The 13088-nt window shown below is 52.9% G+C and carries 18 protein-coding genes; 17 read left to right on the forward strand and 1 reads right to left on the reverse strand.

Going from position 1 to position 13088, the window contains the following annotated elements; genetic code table 11:
• Window positions 1-8: 8 nt before the first annotated feature.
• The 17 genes from ACYVK4_RS31820 (at window position 9) to ACYVK4_RS31900 (ending at window position 11491) form a co-directional block, all read left to right on the forward strand.
• On the forward strand, window positions 9-767 hold the full coding sequence (locus tag ACYVK4_RS31820) for a ZIP family metal transporter (RefSeq protein WP_461131622.1): 759 nt from the start codon (window positions 9-11) through the stop codon (window positions 765-767).
• A 28-nt stretch (window positions 768-795) separates the two neighbouring features.
• Entirely contained in the window at window positions 796-1182 is a 387-nt protein-coding gene (locus tag ACYVK4_RS31825) for a SpoIIAA family protein (RefSeq protein WP_461131623.1), read from the forward strand.
• Between the two features lie 12 nt (window positions 1183-1194).
• Window positions 1195-1662 carry a low affinity iron permease family protein gene (locus tag ACYVK4_RS31830; protein WP_461131624.1) on the forward strand — a complete coding sequence of 156 codons (468 nt, stop codon included), beginning with the start codon at window positions 1195-1197 and terminating at the stop codon, window positions 1660-1662.
• 54 nt (window positions 1663-1716) lie between these two features.
• Entirely contained in the window at window positions 1717-2310 is a 594-nt protein-coding gene (locus ACYVK4_RS31835; protein WP_461131625.1) for a hypothetical protein, read from the forward strand.
• Between the two features lie 12 nt (window positions 2311-2322).
• Window positions 2323-2979 carry a DUF1345 domain-containing protein gene (locus ACYVK4_RS31840; protein ID WP_461131626.1) on the forward strand — a complete coding sequence of 219 codons (657 nt, stop codon included), beginning with the start codon at window positions 2323-2325 and terminating at the stop codon, window positions 2977-2979.
• Between the two features lie 22 nt (window positions 2980-3001).
• Window positions 3002-3634, forward strand: coding sequence for a D-sedoheptulose 7-phosphate isomerase (lpcA, locus tag ACYVK4_RS31845; RefSeq protein WP_461131627.1), 633 nt, complete (start codon window positions 3002-3004; stop codon window positions 3632-3634).
• A gap of 270 nt (window positions 3635-3904) precedes the next feature.
• Window positions 3905-4786 (forward strand): SdiA-regulated/phytase-like domain-containing protein, encoded by an 882-nt coding sequence (locus ACYVK4_RS31850; protein ID WP_461131628.1) that lies wholly within the window; start codon window positions 3905-3907, stop codon window positions 4784-4786.
• A gap of 18 nt (window positions 4787-4804) precedes the next feature.
• A complete protein-coding gene (locus tag ACYVK4_RS31855) occupies window positions 4805-5704 on the forward strand; it encodes a bestrophin family protein (RefSeq protein ID WP_461131629.1) in 900 nt (299 codons plus the stop codon).
• 5 nt (window positions 5705-5709) lie between these two features.
• A complete protein-coding gene (locus ACYVK4_RS31860) occupies window positions 5710-5967 on the forward strand; it encodes a hypothetical protein (RefSeq protein ID WP_461131630.1) in 258 nt (85 codons plus the stop codon).
• A gap of 55 nt (window positions 5968-6022) precedes the next feature.
• Window positions 6023-6649 (forward strand): hypothetical protein, encoded by a 627-nt coding sequence (locus tag ACYVK4_RS31865; RefSeq protein ID WP_461131631.1) that lies wholly within the window; start codon window positions 6023-6025, stop codon window positions 6647-6649.
• An 8-nt stretch (window positions 6650-6657) separates the two neighbouring features.
• Window positions 6658-8658 carry a heavy metal translocating P-type ATPase gene (locus ACYVK4_RS31870; protein WP_461131632.1) on the forward strand — a complete coding sequence of 667 codons (2001 nt, stop codon included), beginning with the start codon at window positions 6658-6660 and terminating at the stop codon, window positions 8656-8658.
• 42 nt (window positions 8659-8700) lie between these two features.
• Window positions 8701-9414, forward strand: coding sequence for a DUF4198 domain-containing protein (locus tag ACYVK4_RS31875; protein WP_461131633.1), 714 nt, complete (start codon window positions 8701-8703; stop codon window positions 9412-9414).
• Window positions 9415-9420: 6 nt separating this feature from the next.
• Complete coding sequence (locus ACYVK4_RS31880) at window positions 9421-9588, forward strand: GDCCVxC domain-containing (seleno)protein (protein ID WP_461131634.1); 168 nt, start codon at window positions 9421-9423, stop codon at window positions 9586-9588.
• 1 nt (window position 9589) lies between these two features.
• The gene (locus ACYVK4_RS31885) at window positions 9590-9733 is read left to right on the forward strand and encodes a hypothetical protein (RefSeq protein ID WP_461131635.1); all 144 of its coding nucleotides are present in this window, start codon (window positions 9590-9592) and stop codon (window positions 9731-9733) included.
• Between the two features lie 93 nt (window positions 9734-9826).
• Window positions 9827-10258 carry a hypothetical protein gene (locus tag ACYVK4_RS31890; RefSeq protein WP_461131636.1) on the forward strand — a complete coding sequence of 144 codons (432 nt, stop codon included), beginning with the start codon at window positions 9827-9829 and terminating at the stop codon, window positions 10256-10258.
• Window positions 10259-10420: 162 nt separating this feature from the next.
• Window positions 10421-10843: a hypothetical protein gene (locus ACYVK4_RS31895; protein WP_461131637.1), complete on the forward strand. Its 423-nt coding sequence runs from the start codon at window positions 10421-10423 to the stop codon at window positions 10841-10843.
• 27 nt (window positions 10844-10870) lie between these two features.
• On the forward strand, window positions 10871-11491 hold the full coding sequence (locus ACYVK4_RS31900) for a hypothetical protein (protein WP_461131638.1): 621 nt from the start codon (window positions 10871-10873) through the stop codon (window positions 11489-11491).
• Between the two features lie 125 nt (window positions 11492-11616).
• Here the strand turns inward: ACYVK4_RS31900 and ACYVK4_RS31905 are convergent, their stop codons facing one another.
• Window positions 11617-13002, reverse strand: a complete 1386-nt coding sequence (locus ACYVK4_RS31905) for an NRAMP family divalent metal transporter (protein ID WP_461131639.1) — start codon at window positions 13000-13002, stop codon at window positions 11617-11619.
• Between the last annotated feature and the right edge of the window lie 86 nt (window positions 13003-13088).

A 13088-nucleotide genomic window follows, 5' to 3' on the forward strand; every position in this document is an offset into this window, starting at 1 on the left:
GGTTTCCTATGACCCCCCTGTTTCAACAGATTATCACCTACGCCCTCTTGCCCACCGCTGCCCTGACAGGTGGGGGACTTCTGGCCCTGTTTATCCGGTTTGGCGTTCAGGTCCGTTCGGCTATTCTGCATTTTGCCGCTGGCGTGGTCTTTTCGGTCGTGGCGGTTGAAATTCTGCCCGATATTGTGCGGCTGCATGATCCGCTGTTAACCGTGCTTGGGTTTAGCGTAGGTATCGGGTTGATGCTACTGATCCGGCGACTGACCGAAACACCCACAGAAACGACTGACAACCCAGCTCCGATAACTGGTCAGGCTGGTCAGTCAGCCGCAGCGTTTCCGCTCGCCTTTCTGCTGGCCATCGGGGTGGACATTTTCATCGACGGGCTGCTGCTGGGAATCGGCTTTGCGGCCGGAGCGAAAGAAGGCATCCTGTTGGCCTTTGCGTTGGGGGTTGAAGTGCTGTCTTTGGGACTGGCGACAGCCACTTCCCTGACCGAAGACGGCGTATCCCGGTCCCGTATCGTCCGGTTATTAGTCGGCCTGTCGGCTCTGTTTTTTGCCAGCACGGTCGGCGGAGCCACGCTCCTGCATAAACTGCCGGAAGCAGGACTGGACCTGGTGCTCTCGTTCGGTTTGGCGGCCCTGCTGTTCCTGGTTACCGAAGAGCTGCTGGTCGAAGCGCATGAAGGGCCGGAAAAGCCCTGGCTGACAGCCACCTTCTTCGCGGGGTTCTTATTGTTTCTGATCCTGGGTATGGTGGCCTGACGACTCCGTACTTAGTAACCGACTGATTATGTACAAGATTATAAGCAATCAACCCGGTCGGCTGGCCCTGCTGGTGGCGGACTTCATCACGGCGGATGACTATTACGATCTGCGTCCCCTCCTGGATGCCGCGCTGCACAGTGCCCCCCTCCCCCGGCTGTATTGGGAAATGGAATACTTCCGGGGCTGGCAACCGGAGGAGCTGTGGCGGGATTTACAGTTTGACCTGACGGTCACGGCGGATTTTGACCGTATTGTCTTGGTCGGTACGGCGGGTACCTTGGCCCTGATCACGCCCGTCATGCAAACCATTTTCCGGGCTGAACTGCGCAGCTTTTCATCCGACCAGAGGCTACTTGCCTGGGCCTGGTTTACTGAAGCGGAACCGGCCGTTTCTGACCGGCCTACTACGTAACCAACGAATCACATGAACAAAACTAGCTTATTCCAACGATGGGCCATCGGGTTTGACCACCTGGCCAACCGAATCACTCACCTGACGGGTAGTTCGGGAGCCTTCCTGACCGCGTTTACGGTGGTAGGCCTATGGGCTGTAATGGGTCCGCTGTTCGACTATTCTGAAGACTGGCAATTGGTGATCAACACGGGAACCACCATTATCACGTTCCTGATGGTCTTCATTATTCAAAAAGCCCAGAACAAAGAGTCACTGGCTGTACAGCTCAAGCTCAACGAACTAATTGCCGCTACAAAAGGGGCTTCCAATCGGTTGGTAGCGGTGGAGAACCTGACGGATGACGAGCTGGCCGTGCTCTGCCAACATTACCAGACGATGGCCGAGGTGACCCGGCAGGCCAGTGACCTGCGTAAATCCCATTCAGTGGAAGAAGCTATTGAGGAAGCCGAGCAGAAACTGGCTGACGAAAAATCATAAAGAGAAAAGAAAGCCCTTGGGTGTCGGAATAGACACGTTACCAAACGGACGTTTATGAAAATCTGTAGATCATTAAAAACGAAGTTTTGGCTATACCGGAACAAAGATCGTTCGGCGCGAAGGGCTTCAAAAAGGCATTGTACCATACGGTTCCCTTTCGTCATCGAACAGACCAGTTTACTACTCGTCTGCTGGTGTATCAGTTTGGTGAGTTGCGGCCAGATACTTCAGGTTGCTGATGCCAAAGGAACGGTTCGGACCACGTTTGGGACCGGCGATCAGCTACAGATCGTTTTTCAGCCTGCACACTCAGCAATTCGCACGGTTTCCGGACAGCTTCGTCGCGTTGAGGCGGGCTCGCATAACCAGGTTGATTTTTCAGGCGACCCTCAGGGCGTTGCCGTGGCCTACGTTACGGGGTTACGCCGGCTGCCCACCGTTCTGAATGGCCTAACGGCGGGGGTTGCCCTGGGGGCTACCGCCAGCACGCTTATCGATAAACGAGACCTGCCATCTGCGCCCCAGGCTGTCTTAAGCCTGCTCATCGGGGCGGGCCTTGGAGCGGGCGTAACCCACTGGCAACGGACCCGCCACCCAAAACGAGTCCGGCACCGATCTGAGCGGGGTTGGTCATCTCAAGTTCGGTAACAAAATCAGTATATGAAAAAAAGAAACACTTATCAGCCGAGGCTATCGGCTTTATCCCGGTCCGTCATCGCTTTAGGCGTTGGTACGCTGGTTTGGCTGGTAGCAGGCGGGTGGTTTAGCTGGCAGACCCGCGTGCTGCTTGCCTGTCTTGGCTACGCGCTGACCGTGCTGGGTATAGTCTGGTTCATTATCGGCTGGACAGATGCCCGGCAAATGGCGCAGCGGGAAGACAATAGCCGACCCGTCATTTTTCTATTCACAATAGGGGCAGCCCTAACTAGTTTGTTCGCCGTGGTGACCTTACTGGGTTCGTTAAAGGGTCTCTCACCTTCGGAGACGACCCGGCACATCGTGTTGTCGGGATTGACCGTCGTATGCGCCTGGACACTCATACACAGTATGTTTACGCTACATTATGCCCATCTATACTATTATGATGCCGCTGACAACCGGAGTGTGGGTGGTCTGGATTTCCCAGGCAAAGAATTACCTAATTATATTGACTTTGCTTACTTCTCATTTGTAGTGGGCATGACCTGTCAGGTATCCGACGTGGCTGTTAGCTCTTCTCGTTTGCGGAGATTAACGTTGTTGCACGGCGTTATATCATTTGCTTTTAACACAATCATCCTCGCGTTCAGTATTAATACCATTTCCAGTTTTCTGTAAGTTATTCATCAAGTCGATAGATATGCAGACGCTTATTCATCAGGAACTGACAGAGGCACAAACCGTGCTGTCCGTTTTTATGGCCGATACTGACAATATAGTTGCTATTGAGAAAGCCGCCCGGCTGATGGCCGAAGCCTTACGAATGGGCAAAAAAATTATATCCTGTGGTAATGGCGGTTCGCACTGCGATGCCATGCACTTTGCCGAAGAACTGTCGGGCCGCTACCGAAATGACCGACCTGCCCTGGCCGGGTTGGCCATTTCGGACAGCAGTCATTTGTCGTGCGTGGGCAATGATTACGGCTACGATTTTGTGTTTTCCCGTTTTATCGAAGGGCTAGGCCGGGCGGGCGATGTCCTGCTGGGATTAAGTACGAGTGGCAACTCGGTTAACGTGATCCGTGCGGTGGAAGCGGCCCGGCAGCAGCAGATAGCGGTTGTCCTGTTAACGGGTAATGATGGAGGGCAGTTGGCAGGCCAGGCGGACGTCGAGATTCGGGTTCCCTATGTCGGGTACGCCGACCGCATTCAGGAAGTACATGGCAAAGTCATTCACGTGCTGATCCTGCTGATTGAGCAGTTAATGACTACCCAACAAACGATCCCAACTGAGACACCGGATTGCTTGCCAAACCAGCTTCTGCAGCTATGACTCAAACCGAAACAGTGCCGACTTCACCAGCGCCCATGGCCTGCACGTCTGGACGCTTACGTCAGGCATTGTGGTCAAGCGTGGCGATGTCGTGGCCGATGATACCCTGACGTGAGCCAGACTGAGGAGCCCGGTTAAAAGCCCTCGCCAGCCGACTCACTGCACAGTTTAGCATCAGCCACCTTGCTCTTTAGTCCGAGCGGGCGGATCAATGCGCCAATAGCCTAACCACCTTGTAAACCGCTGGGAAGGCAATATCCCACAAACGTTATGATGTACGCTCATTCCATTGTGCCGGTCCTGTTATTAGTAGTCGCATTCGGCTGCACGCCAACTGATTCGACCGGTCCCGTTCCCATCACTTTTGCTTCGGTACCGCTGCGGTCACCTGTTGAGCCGGGACTTATCGACGAAGCGTCGGGTTTGGCTGATAGCCGAACCATGGATGGACACCTCTGGGTCGAAGAAGATAGCGGCAATCCGGCTCAACTGAATTTACTCTCATCGACTGGTAAGTTGGCAGGGCGACTTTCTCTGCCCGGCGTTGCCAATCGGGATTGGGAAGACATAGCCGTTGGCCCCGGCCCACAGGCGGGGCTTTCTTACCTGTATCTGGCCGATATTGGTGATAATGGTAAGCAAAACGACCAGAGTTACATTTACCGACTGGCCGAGCCGAAAGCACTGAATGAACCTATTACAGCCATTGACCGGATTGCATTCAGATACGCCGACGGTCCGCGTGACGCCGAAGCAATCCTGCTCGATCCGCTCACCCGCGATCTTTGGATCGTCACCAAAGAGTCGCCCGTTGGTCGGCTTTACCATCTGCCCTATCCGCAAAGTACGTCCACCGTCTCGACGGCCATGTTTAAAGGTGAAGTGCCGCTGAGTCTTGTCACGTCGGGAAGCATTTCCCCCGATGGTCAGCAGATCCTGCTCAAGACGTACGTCAGTGTGACCAGGTGGCCACGCGCCAAGGATGAAACCATCGACGGTGCGCTGCTGAAAGACAACCCTGCCCCGGTTATTTACCAGATCGAGCCGCAGGGCGAAGCCATCGCCTTTGACAAAGCGGGCAATGGATTCTATACTCTGAGCGAGCGGGCCAGTGCCTCGTCTGTTACACTTAATTATTACAAACGCCAATAAGCCATCAAGCGTAAGACTATGCTATTGAACCGATCAATTCCCTTACCTTTTCTACTGGGTAATATCCGCTACGAAGCCTTGTCGGTCTTTGTGTTTGCCAACCTGATATTTACCCTGCGGCACTATGTTGGCTTAGAGAGTTTAGTTATCCCCCTAGCTATTCCGGCTCTGATGGGTACGTGCATTTCGTTGCTGCTGGCCTTCCGCACCAATCAGGCCTACGAACGCTGGTGGGAAGCCCGCGTGGTCTGGGGTGCCATTGTTAACGATAGCCGGACGTTGATTCGTCAGCTACGCACTTTTCTGCCCGATAAGGCCACGCCTGCGGAAACGATCCAGATTTTTGCCCAGCGCCAAATTGGCTGGTGTTACGTGCTGGGGCAATCGCTGCGGGGGCAACCCACAGAAGAGCTGGTGAACACGTATCTTCCCCTTATCGAACAGGCTCCTGTACTGAAAGCCCCGCACCGTCCGCTGGCCATCCTGCAAGCCCAGGCGGATGCCCTGCAACAATTGGTATCGGCGGGCTACCTGACCGACTATCAACTGGTTCAGGTGGATAGTACGCTAACCCGGCTCACAGATTCGATGGGTCGGTGTGAGCGCATCAAAAACACTGTTTTCCCGAAAACGTATACGTTTTATCTCCAGGTTTTCATTGTTCTGTTTACGACCATGTTACCGTTCGGCTTCGTCGAGAATTTGTTTTTTGTCGAAGTTCCCGTTGTCACGCTGATTGCCTCGGCGTTTTTTTTGATCGAAAAAAGCGCTATTCAATTACAGGACCCCTTTGAGAACCGGCCCACGGATACCCCCGTAACGGCCATTGCTACAACTATAGCCGCGAATCTTTCGCAGATGACTACCGGTTCCCCCGTTGAAAAATCGGACGCGTCACCCGTTTACTTTGTTCTTTAATTAATATGGCACAGGCTTATCACACACTATTGGATTTAATGGGCGTATCGGTCGGGCTAGGCCTGATGGGCTGGTGCCTTTACCGGCTGGCCATCCTGTTTGGGATTGTTTCGGTCAAAAAGCGGGCCAAGAAGACGGGGAGTAAGCTCAATACAGACCTGAGTCAACAGTCGGGTAAGAACGTTTCCAGCAAATCGCAAAAGCGAACAGCTGCCAGTATATCTCGACAGGCACTTTACAGCGCCCGAAAACACCGGGGCTAATCTTCCTGATAACGGGCGTATTCCATGAATATATCCACGATGACCAACCAAAACGATGAATGCGATTTTATATGGAAGTTTAACGCTGAGTATACTCCACGCACTGATTCCCAGTCACTGGCTGCCGTTCGTCACCATCGGCCAAACTGAGCGGTGGACTCTTCGGCAAACGCTGACCATCACGGCCATTGCCGGCCTGGCCCACACCATCAGCACGACGCTGCTGGGCGTGCTGGTGAGTCTGGCGGGCTGGCATTTGGCCGAAAACTTTCATGAACTTTCCGAACGGGCCATTCCACTGCTTTTGTTGACATTAGGACTGTGGTATCTGATGCAGCATCTAAGCCATCGCTATGTTCACGACCACATCGATACGGGGGACGTTCGGAAAAATCGTTCGTTTTCCACCCTACTACTGTCGCTGGGGCTGGCTATGTTCCTCTCGCCGTGTCTGGAGATTGAAGCCTATTTCCTAAGCGCGGGTGCGAAAGGCTGGAGAGCCGTGATGCTGGTAGCCTTGATTTATAATGTGATCACGCTGTCGGGGATGCTGTTAATGGTGAGCATCGCCCGGCGCGGCTTACGGCGCGTGAATGCTCATTGGTTCGAGCACCGCGAAAATCTGATTACCGGCCTCACGCTCGTTGGGCTAGCTGTACTTAATTTTTTCATTGAATTTTAAAACTAATTATGGCACACGATCATAACCACGACGAAGACGGTCACACCCACGATGATGTGGAGCTGATCGAAGAAGGAACAACCCCGGTAGCGGATGCCGCCCCGGCAAAAAAAGGGCCGGAGCAAACCTGGCGAACGTATGCGCCGGTCATCATTAGCCTGGTTCTTTTATTAGGTGGTATTGCACTGGATAATTACGCGGGGGCCGGGCCGACGTTTCGGTGGTTCAGGGACCCCTGGCGATTGATCTGGTACGTAGCGGCCTACCTGCCCGTGGGCTGGCCGGTGCTGAAACGGGCCTGGAGCAGTAGTATCCGGGGCGACGTGTTCACCGAATTTTTCCTGATGGGAGTGGCAACGCTCGGTGCGTTTGGTATCCGCGAATACCCCGAAGGCGTGGCGGTGATGTTGTTTTACACCATCGGTGAATTGTTTCAGGATGCCGCCGTACTGCGGGCGCGTCGCAGTATCAAAGCCCTGCTCGATGTTCGTCCCGACGAAGTGACGGTACTCAAAAATGGACAGGCGCAAACCGTAAAAGCCGCTACGGTGGCTGTTGGCGATGTAATTCAGATTAAACCCGGCGAAAAAGTAGGGCTGGATGGCACCATGCGTTCTTCTTCAGGTACGTTCGATACGGCAGCTCTAACAGGCGAGAGCGTACCGCGCACGATTGAAAAAGGGGAGGCTGTGCTGGCAGGCATGATTAACCGGCAATCGCTGGTGGAGATGGACGTCACCACGCCCTATCAGGATTCCAAACTCTCACGCATTCTCAAATTAGTGCAGCAGGCCACTGGCCGCAAGGCGCAGACCCAGGAGTTTATTGCCCGTTTTGCCAAAATCTACACCCCAATCATTTGTTTGCTGGCGGTGCTGATTACGGTCGTGCCGTACTTCTTTGTTGGGGATTACCAATTTGCTGACTGGTTGTATCGGGGTTTGGTGTTTCTGGTCATCGGCTGTCCCTGTGCGCTGGTGATCTCCATACCGCTAGGTTATTTCGGGGGCATCGGGGCCGGATCAAAGCAGGGTATTCTGTTCAAAGGCTCGGTGTTTCTGGATTTGATGACGCAGGTAAAGACAGTAGTCATGGACAAAACCGGTACGTTGACCAAAGGCGTGTTCAAGGTGCAGGAAGTCAAACCTGTTGGTATCGACGCGGCCGAACTGACGCGTTTAACGGCCGCGCTGGAAAGCAAATCAACTCACCCGGTCGCTACGGCTATTCTCGAACATTCAGATAAGGGTCACGAAACGATGTCGGTGGAGGGTGTGGAAGAAATTGCCGGGCATGGGTTGAAGGGGACCGTAGATGGGAAAGAAATACTGGCCGGTAACGCCAAGCTGCTCCGTAAATTCAACGTATCGTTCGATGAATCCTTGATTCAAATCCCCTTCACCATCGTCATGACGGCCATCGACGGGCAGTTTGCGGGTTATTTCACCATTGCCGACGAGGTAAAACCCGATGCCGCCGATGCCGTCAAACGCCTGAAAGCCGATGGCATTCGCACCGTGATGCTGTCGGGTGACAAAGGAACCGTCGTGGAGGCCATCGCCAAACAAGTGGGCGTGGACGAGTGGCACGGCGATCTGCTGCCCGAAGATAAAGTGCGGGAGGTCGAACGACTCAAAGCTGATTTAGCCACCAACCCAAAGGCCAAACTGGCCTTCGTCGGCGATGGCGTAAATGACGCGCCGGTAGTGGCACTCGCCGATGTCGGTATGGCGATGGGCGGTCTTGGCTCGGATGCCACCATCGAAACCGCCGATGTCATTATTCAGAATGATGAACCCAGTAAAATTGCTACCGCCATCGACATTGGCCGGGCCACGCGCCGGATCGTGTGGCAGAACATCACCCTGTCAATGGCGGTCAAAGCCATTGTGCTGGTGCTGGGCGCGGGCGGGCTGGCCACCATGTGGGAGGCCGTTTTTGCCGACGTAGGCGTGGCCATGCTGGCCATTCTGAACGCGGTGCGGGTGCAGAACCTCAAGTTCAGGTAATTAACCTTAGTTTACACAATCAACTCCTTTTACGTTTGACTTATGAAAAAGATCACTGCCTCCCTGTTGCTCCTCCTTTTACCCCTGCTGACGCAGGCCCACAGCTATTGGCTCGAACTCAAAGGCTCCGGCAAGGTCGGCGAACCGATGACAGTACAATGCTACTTCGGCGAACTGGAAAACGGTCTGCGCGAAAAAGCCGATAAACTGGCGGGTATCAAAGCCTTTACAGCCTCAGTGCTGCTGCCCGATGGCTCAATTCACCCGCTTACGCTATCTCCCGCCGAGAACTGCTACCAGGCGCAGTTTACGCCCAGCCAGGCCGGTACGTACCAGGTGCTTTTGGTCAACGATACCCGTGCCGTGCAGGACTGGACCAGTCACAAACTGGGCATCGTGCGGCCCCGCGAGTATTTGCGGGCCATCTGTCAGGTTGGCGGGGGAAACCTGTTTGCCAAACCCGTTCATTATCTGGACGTAACACCCGAAACGGGATTAATCTTGGGCAAACCGGCTACACTGCTGGTTACCAAAGACGGTACCGCCTATGCCAACGCCCCCCTCAAGCTAACCGCTCCCGACGGTAAGCAGATTAAACAAACCGCCGATGCCAACGGCCGGTTTACGCTAACGCCGACCGGAGCCGGGCAGTACGTGGTGGATGTGGACTTTATGGACAAAAAGCCCGGACAATATCAGGGCAAAAACTACCAGGCCGTGCGCAATAAAACGGCCCTGACCCTAGTGATCAACTAAGCGTGTTTGCTGCCTCATTTAGAATCCGTATTAACTTGTCCGCAGCGCAGTCACCAACTGGTCGAAACCAGGCTGTCCGATGCCTTTCCGATCGTTTATGAATGTGCCAACTGCACCACCGTTCTCCGGCCATTGGCGAGCGATGGTTGCGTATTTTGTTCAGACGGAACGTAAAATGCCCGCCCATACAAGCACCAAAGTCGTGTTGCGCTTCGTGAACGAACGCATCAGTGCCGTTCCTGATAAGTGCCGGGTGCGGGCTGGCTGGACGCGACGTGGCGATGCTGAACGCTATGGAGGTGCAAAACCTGACAGTTGAGTCAACTCGTTTCAATCAACTATATACGGTTTGACCGGACTTGTGCCGGAGCCTACCTGATTTAATCTCTACTTCTGTTCACCCCAATGGAGAATGGAAAAATGCTCTTTGCTAAAGAAAATGCAGCGAATGGATAACTTTACGAACCAACGAAAGTCCATCACTTTGCAGGAAGCTAAAGAATTAATAAAGCACCTTACGCAGAAGGAGCTAGCTGACCTAAACGATGGCCAATATACCAGGTGCGCAAGTACGCTGGGCCGCCTTTGGCTTACAACAGGTCAGCTTGATGTGGCAGCTTCTATTTTTACAGCGGTTGCCAATCAAGCCAATCAATTAAACAAATCTGTTGATTGGATCAACAGTGAACTTGGCTTTGAGATTGTCGCATCCCTGAATTATGGGAGTCGATTGGATTTAATTCAACAACGATTGAGGGAGGATATGGGCAGTGATGAAGCCCTCGATTTGTACAATCAACGATTGGTTCGTTTCGATAGTTACGATCCTCCTAAGTATCCGTAGTACCAAACAACGGGACTACTCGTTACCGATTGCGTTGATCGTAAACACGTTCTAATTGGCGTAAAGCCATCGCCTGTGTCAGGTTAGTAGGCAATGAATGTTAAACACTGAAATTTAGGTCAATACTACTAGTTGGGAAATGAATGCACGAACGACCTACTAATGATCAATCCATTCAAAAAAAATTCAGTTGAGGGACCCATTGCGGAATTGCTGGTGGGTGTAACCGGAAATCAAAAATTGGCCATCATTAACTTAGTACTGGGCGTAGCTTCCTGTGATGCCCCGGCGAATGAGGCCGAATTGGATTTGCTGCAAACGTATTTGGCCATACTGGGCGTGACCACATTGGGCCAGGCACTTGTCCGTCTTGATGCCACGGATGTTCCGGCTATGCTTAAGGAATTGGCCCTGTTAAGCAATAAACAAAAAGAATTTTTAGTCCTGCTGGTGAACAACATGATCTGCGTGGATGGCCCGGCCAGTGAGACCGAGTTCTCGCTGGCAACTCACCTTTTCGACCTCATTGGGCTTCCGCTTGAGAAATATGTGGCCCTGGTGAAGCAGGCCAGTGGTCAACCCTAATTCGTTTATCAGAAATCACGATTTACCATGAAGAAAATTATGACGCTGATTGTTCATGCAGGCAGGCCTAAACTAGGCCGTTCCCGTCAAGCAAAATCGATTGGATTCGCCTTACTATCCGTACTTCTGGCTGGATCAGCGATTCCAGTCTACGGCCAATTTGGGTACATCATTTCGGATCTGGTTCCCATTGATTCCCAGTCAGGCGATGTCGTTTACCAGGGAACAGGCCAGGTAAGGGGAGCGTCAACGGTCGACTTATATACCCGTGCTCAAGCCTATTTTAAGAAAACGCTTCGTCCTGGATCAAATGTTGACTTACCCCATCACTCGAAACGAATCGTGCGGGCGGGCGGTATTCTAACCCTTAATGTATTGATATCCGGGGCCGTTCAGCCGCAGGCATACCGGGTCAGCTTAGAGGTTAAAGTACGGGAAGGCCGGTATCGTTACGAGTTTAGTCGGTTCGCTGCTCAGCCCGATTCAGTACGGGGTAACCTACCCATCCGTGACCTTTATCCGTCGGCTAAACGAACCGTTGATATTGATGAGCAATCCGCCCGCACCCTGCAATCATGGGATCGAAGTGTCCGGGCCTATATTGCTGGTTTTAAGCACTACATGGCTCAACCATCCGTTGATCAGTAGCGTGTCGATCAATGACACGCCATTGGTAGTTCCAGTAGGCTGGTTACGTTAAATGTTCAGCCCCTTCGTGACAGAAACGGCTAAACGCACGCCCCGCACGCTTAACGTCTTGGGTTGGCCTTCGCTCAGGCAACTACCTGAAAATAAAGGAGTAGAGCCGCTGCCGCACTCATTAATACCAGGGTAATCGCCCCCAGCGCATTGGAGAGACGGCCATTGGTAAAGTTCCCCATAATGGCTTTATTGTTGGCTAAATGCAGGATAAGAGCAACCATAATGGGTGCCGTCAGGCCGTAAAGAATGGCTGTATATAACAACGCCTGAATGGGACTGATGCCCAGCAGATCAAGGAGTAGTCCAACCACTAAGGAGAGGGTAATGGTCAGATAAAAGGCGGGCGCTTGGCGAAACTTGCGATCAAAGCCGCCCCGCCAGCGAAAGGTTTGGGCAACCGCATAGGAGAGCGAACCGGCCAGCACCGGAATGGCTAATAACCCGGTACCAATAACACCCCCCGCAAAAAGCCAATACGCAAACTCGCCCGCCAGCGGTTTTAGGGCCTGTGCTGCCTGCTCGACGGTATCAATCCGGCGAATTCCCGACGCATAGAGTACCACACCGGTAGTCAATATGATAAAAAACATAATCAGGTTCGAGCAAAACATGCCTACGTTCACATCATACCGCATAGACTCCAATAGCCGCTTATTAACCATGACCCGTTTGCCGAGTCCATTTATAACGCTGTTTTGCTGCATGGCTTCGGCCTCCATATCGGTCTGCCAAAAAAACAGGTAAGGCGAAATCGTTGTTCCCAGAATGGCGACCAGAATGGAGGCAAACGCTTTGGTAAACTGAAATTGGGGTATAAACGTTTGCCGGAGCACATTCAACCAGTCCTGCTTGACCAAGAACGGCACAACCAGATACAACAGCAGCGTAGCGCACAGCCATTTTAAAATAGCGGCTACCCGTTGATACGGATAAACAATGACCGCGCCTAATATCAGGCCCGTGAAGAATACGCTGAACGCAAAGGTGGGTACCTGTGGCAGGAGAAGGTGAGCTACTGCCCCCATGCCTTCCAGGTCGGCCCCAATATTAAGCACAATGGCGGGGGCCGTTAGCAGTAACAGGCCATATAATACCCACCGGGGATAATGCTTGCGCAAGGTACCGGCTAATCCCTGAGCGGTTACCAAACCGATACGGGCGCACATTTCCTGCATAGCAGCCATGAGGGGAAACGTAACCAGTGCTGTCCAGAGGGTAGCCAGCCCAAAAGCCGTTCCAGCCTGGGAATAGGTAGCAATGCCAGATGGATCGTCGTCGCTGGCTCCAGTGATAAGACCAGGTCCCAAATTTTGCCAGATACGTTGCAGCCGATTAGGCTTTTTCTGACGTGTACCTGGGGACTGACTGTCGGCGGGTTCAGGAGGCATATGCTGCGTGCTCTTTACAAGCTTTTCCAGGAAGGTAACTTCTTTATACCGATTGTAGTTTAAAACCAAGTAAGCGCCTATTGAAAGTGACTTGAAAACAAAGCCAGATAGGAGTTCTCGTTACAAACGCAAGGTTGCCCGTGTGCCCGTGCAGG

It is taken from the genome of Spirosoma aerophilum, from assembly GCF_054782495.1.

What these genes read in the sequence shown, in the direction of transcription:
- ACYVK4_RS31855 (WP_461131629.1), top strand. Translation starts at nt 4,805, where the DNA reads ATGCTATTGAACCGATCAATTCCCTTACCTTTTCTACTGGGTAATATC.
- ACYVK4_RS31860 (WP_461131630.1), top strand. Translation starts at nt 5,710, where the DNA reads ATGGCACAGGCTTATCACACACTATTGGATTTAATGGGCGTATCGGTC.
- ACYVK4_RS31865 (WP_461131631.1), top strand. Translation starts at nt 6,023, where the DNA reads ATGAATGCGATTTTATATGGAAGTTTAACGCTGAGTATACTCCACGCA.
- ACYVK4_RS31830 (WP_461131624.1), top strand. Translation starts at nt 1,195, where the DNA reads ATGAACAAAACTAGCTTATTCCAACGATGGGCCATCGGGTTTGACCAC.
- ACYVK4_RS31820 (WP_461131622.1), top strand. Translation starts at nt 9, where the DNA reads ATGACCCCCCTGTTTCAACAGATTATCACCTACGCCCTCTTGCCCACC.
- ACYVK4_RS31900 (WP_461131638.1), top strand. Translation starts at nt 10,871, where the DNA reads ATGAAGAAAATTATGACGCTGATTGTTCATGCAGGCAGGCCTAAACTA.
- ACYVK4_RS31835 (WP_461131625.1), top strand. Translation starts at nt 1,717, where the DNA reads ATGAAAATCTGTAGATCATTAAAAACGAAGTTTTGGCTATACCGGAAC.
- ACYVK4_RS31875 (WP_461131633.1), top strand. Translation starts at nt 8,701, where the DNA reads ATGAAAAAGATCACTGCCTCCCTGTTGCTCCTCCTTTTACCCCTGCTG.
- ACYVK4_RS31840 (WP_461131626.1), top strand. Translation starts at nt 2,323, where the DNA reads ATGAAAAAAAGAAACACTTATCAGCCGAGGCTATCGGCTTTATCCCGG.
- ACYVK4_RS31885 (WP_461131635.1), top strand. Translation starts at nt 9,590, where the DNA reads ATGCCCGCCCATACAAGCACCAAAGTCGTGTTGCGCTTCGTGAACGAA.
- ACYVK4_RS31890 (WP_461131636.1), top strand. Translation starts at nt 9,827, where the DNA reads ATGGAAAAATGCTCTTTGCTAAAGAAAATGCAGCGAATGGATAACTTT.
- lpcA (WP_461131627.1), top strand. Translation starts at nt 3,002, where the DNA reads ATGCAGACGCTTATTCATCAGGAACTGACAGAGGCACAAACCGTGCTG.
- ACYVK4_RS31850 (WP_461131628.1), top strand. Translation starts at nt 3,905, where the DNA reads ATGATGTACGCTCATTCCATTGTGCCGGTCCTGTTATTAGTAGTCGCA.
- ACYVK4_RS31825 (WP_461131623.1), top strand. Translation starts at nt 796, where the DNA reads ATGTACAAGATTATAAGCAATCAACCCGGTCGGCTGGCCCTGCTGGTG.
- ACYVK4_RS31870 (WP_461131632.1), top strand. Translation starts at nt 6,658, where the DNA reads ATGGCACACGATCATAACCACGACGAAGACGGTCACACCCACGATGAT.
- ACYVK4_RS31895 (WP_461131637.1), top strand. Translation starts at nt 10,421, where the DNA reads ATGATCAATCCATTCAAAAAAAATTCAGTTGAGGGACCCATTGCGGAA.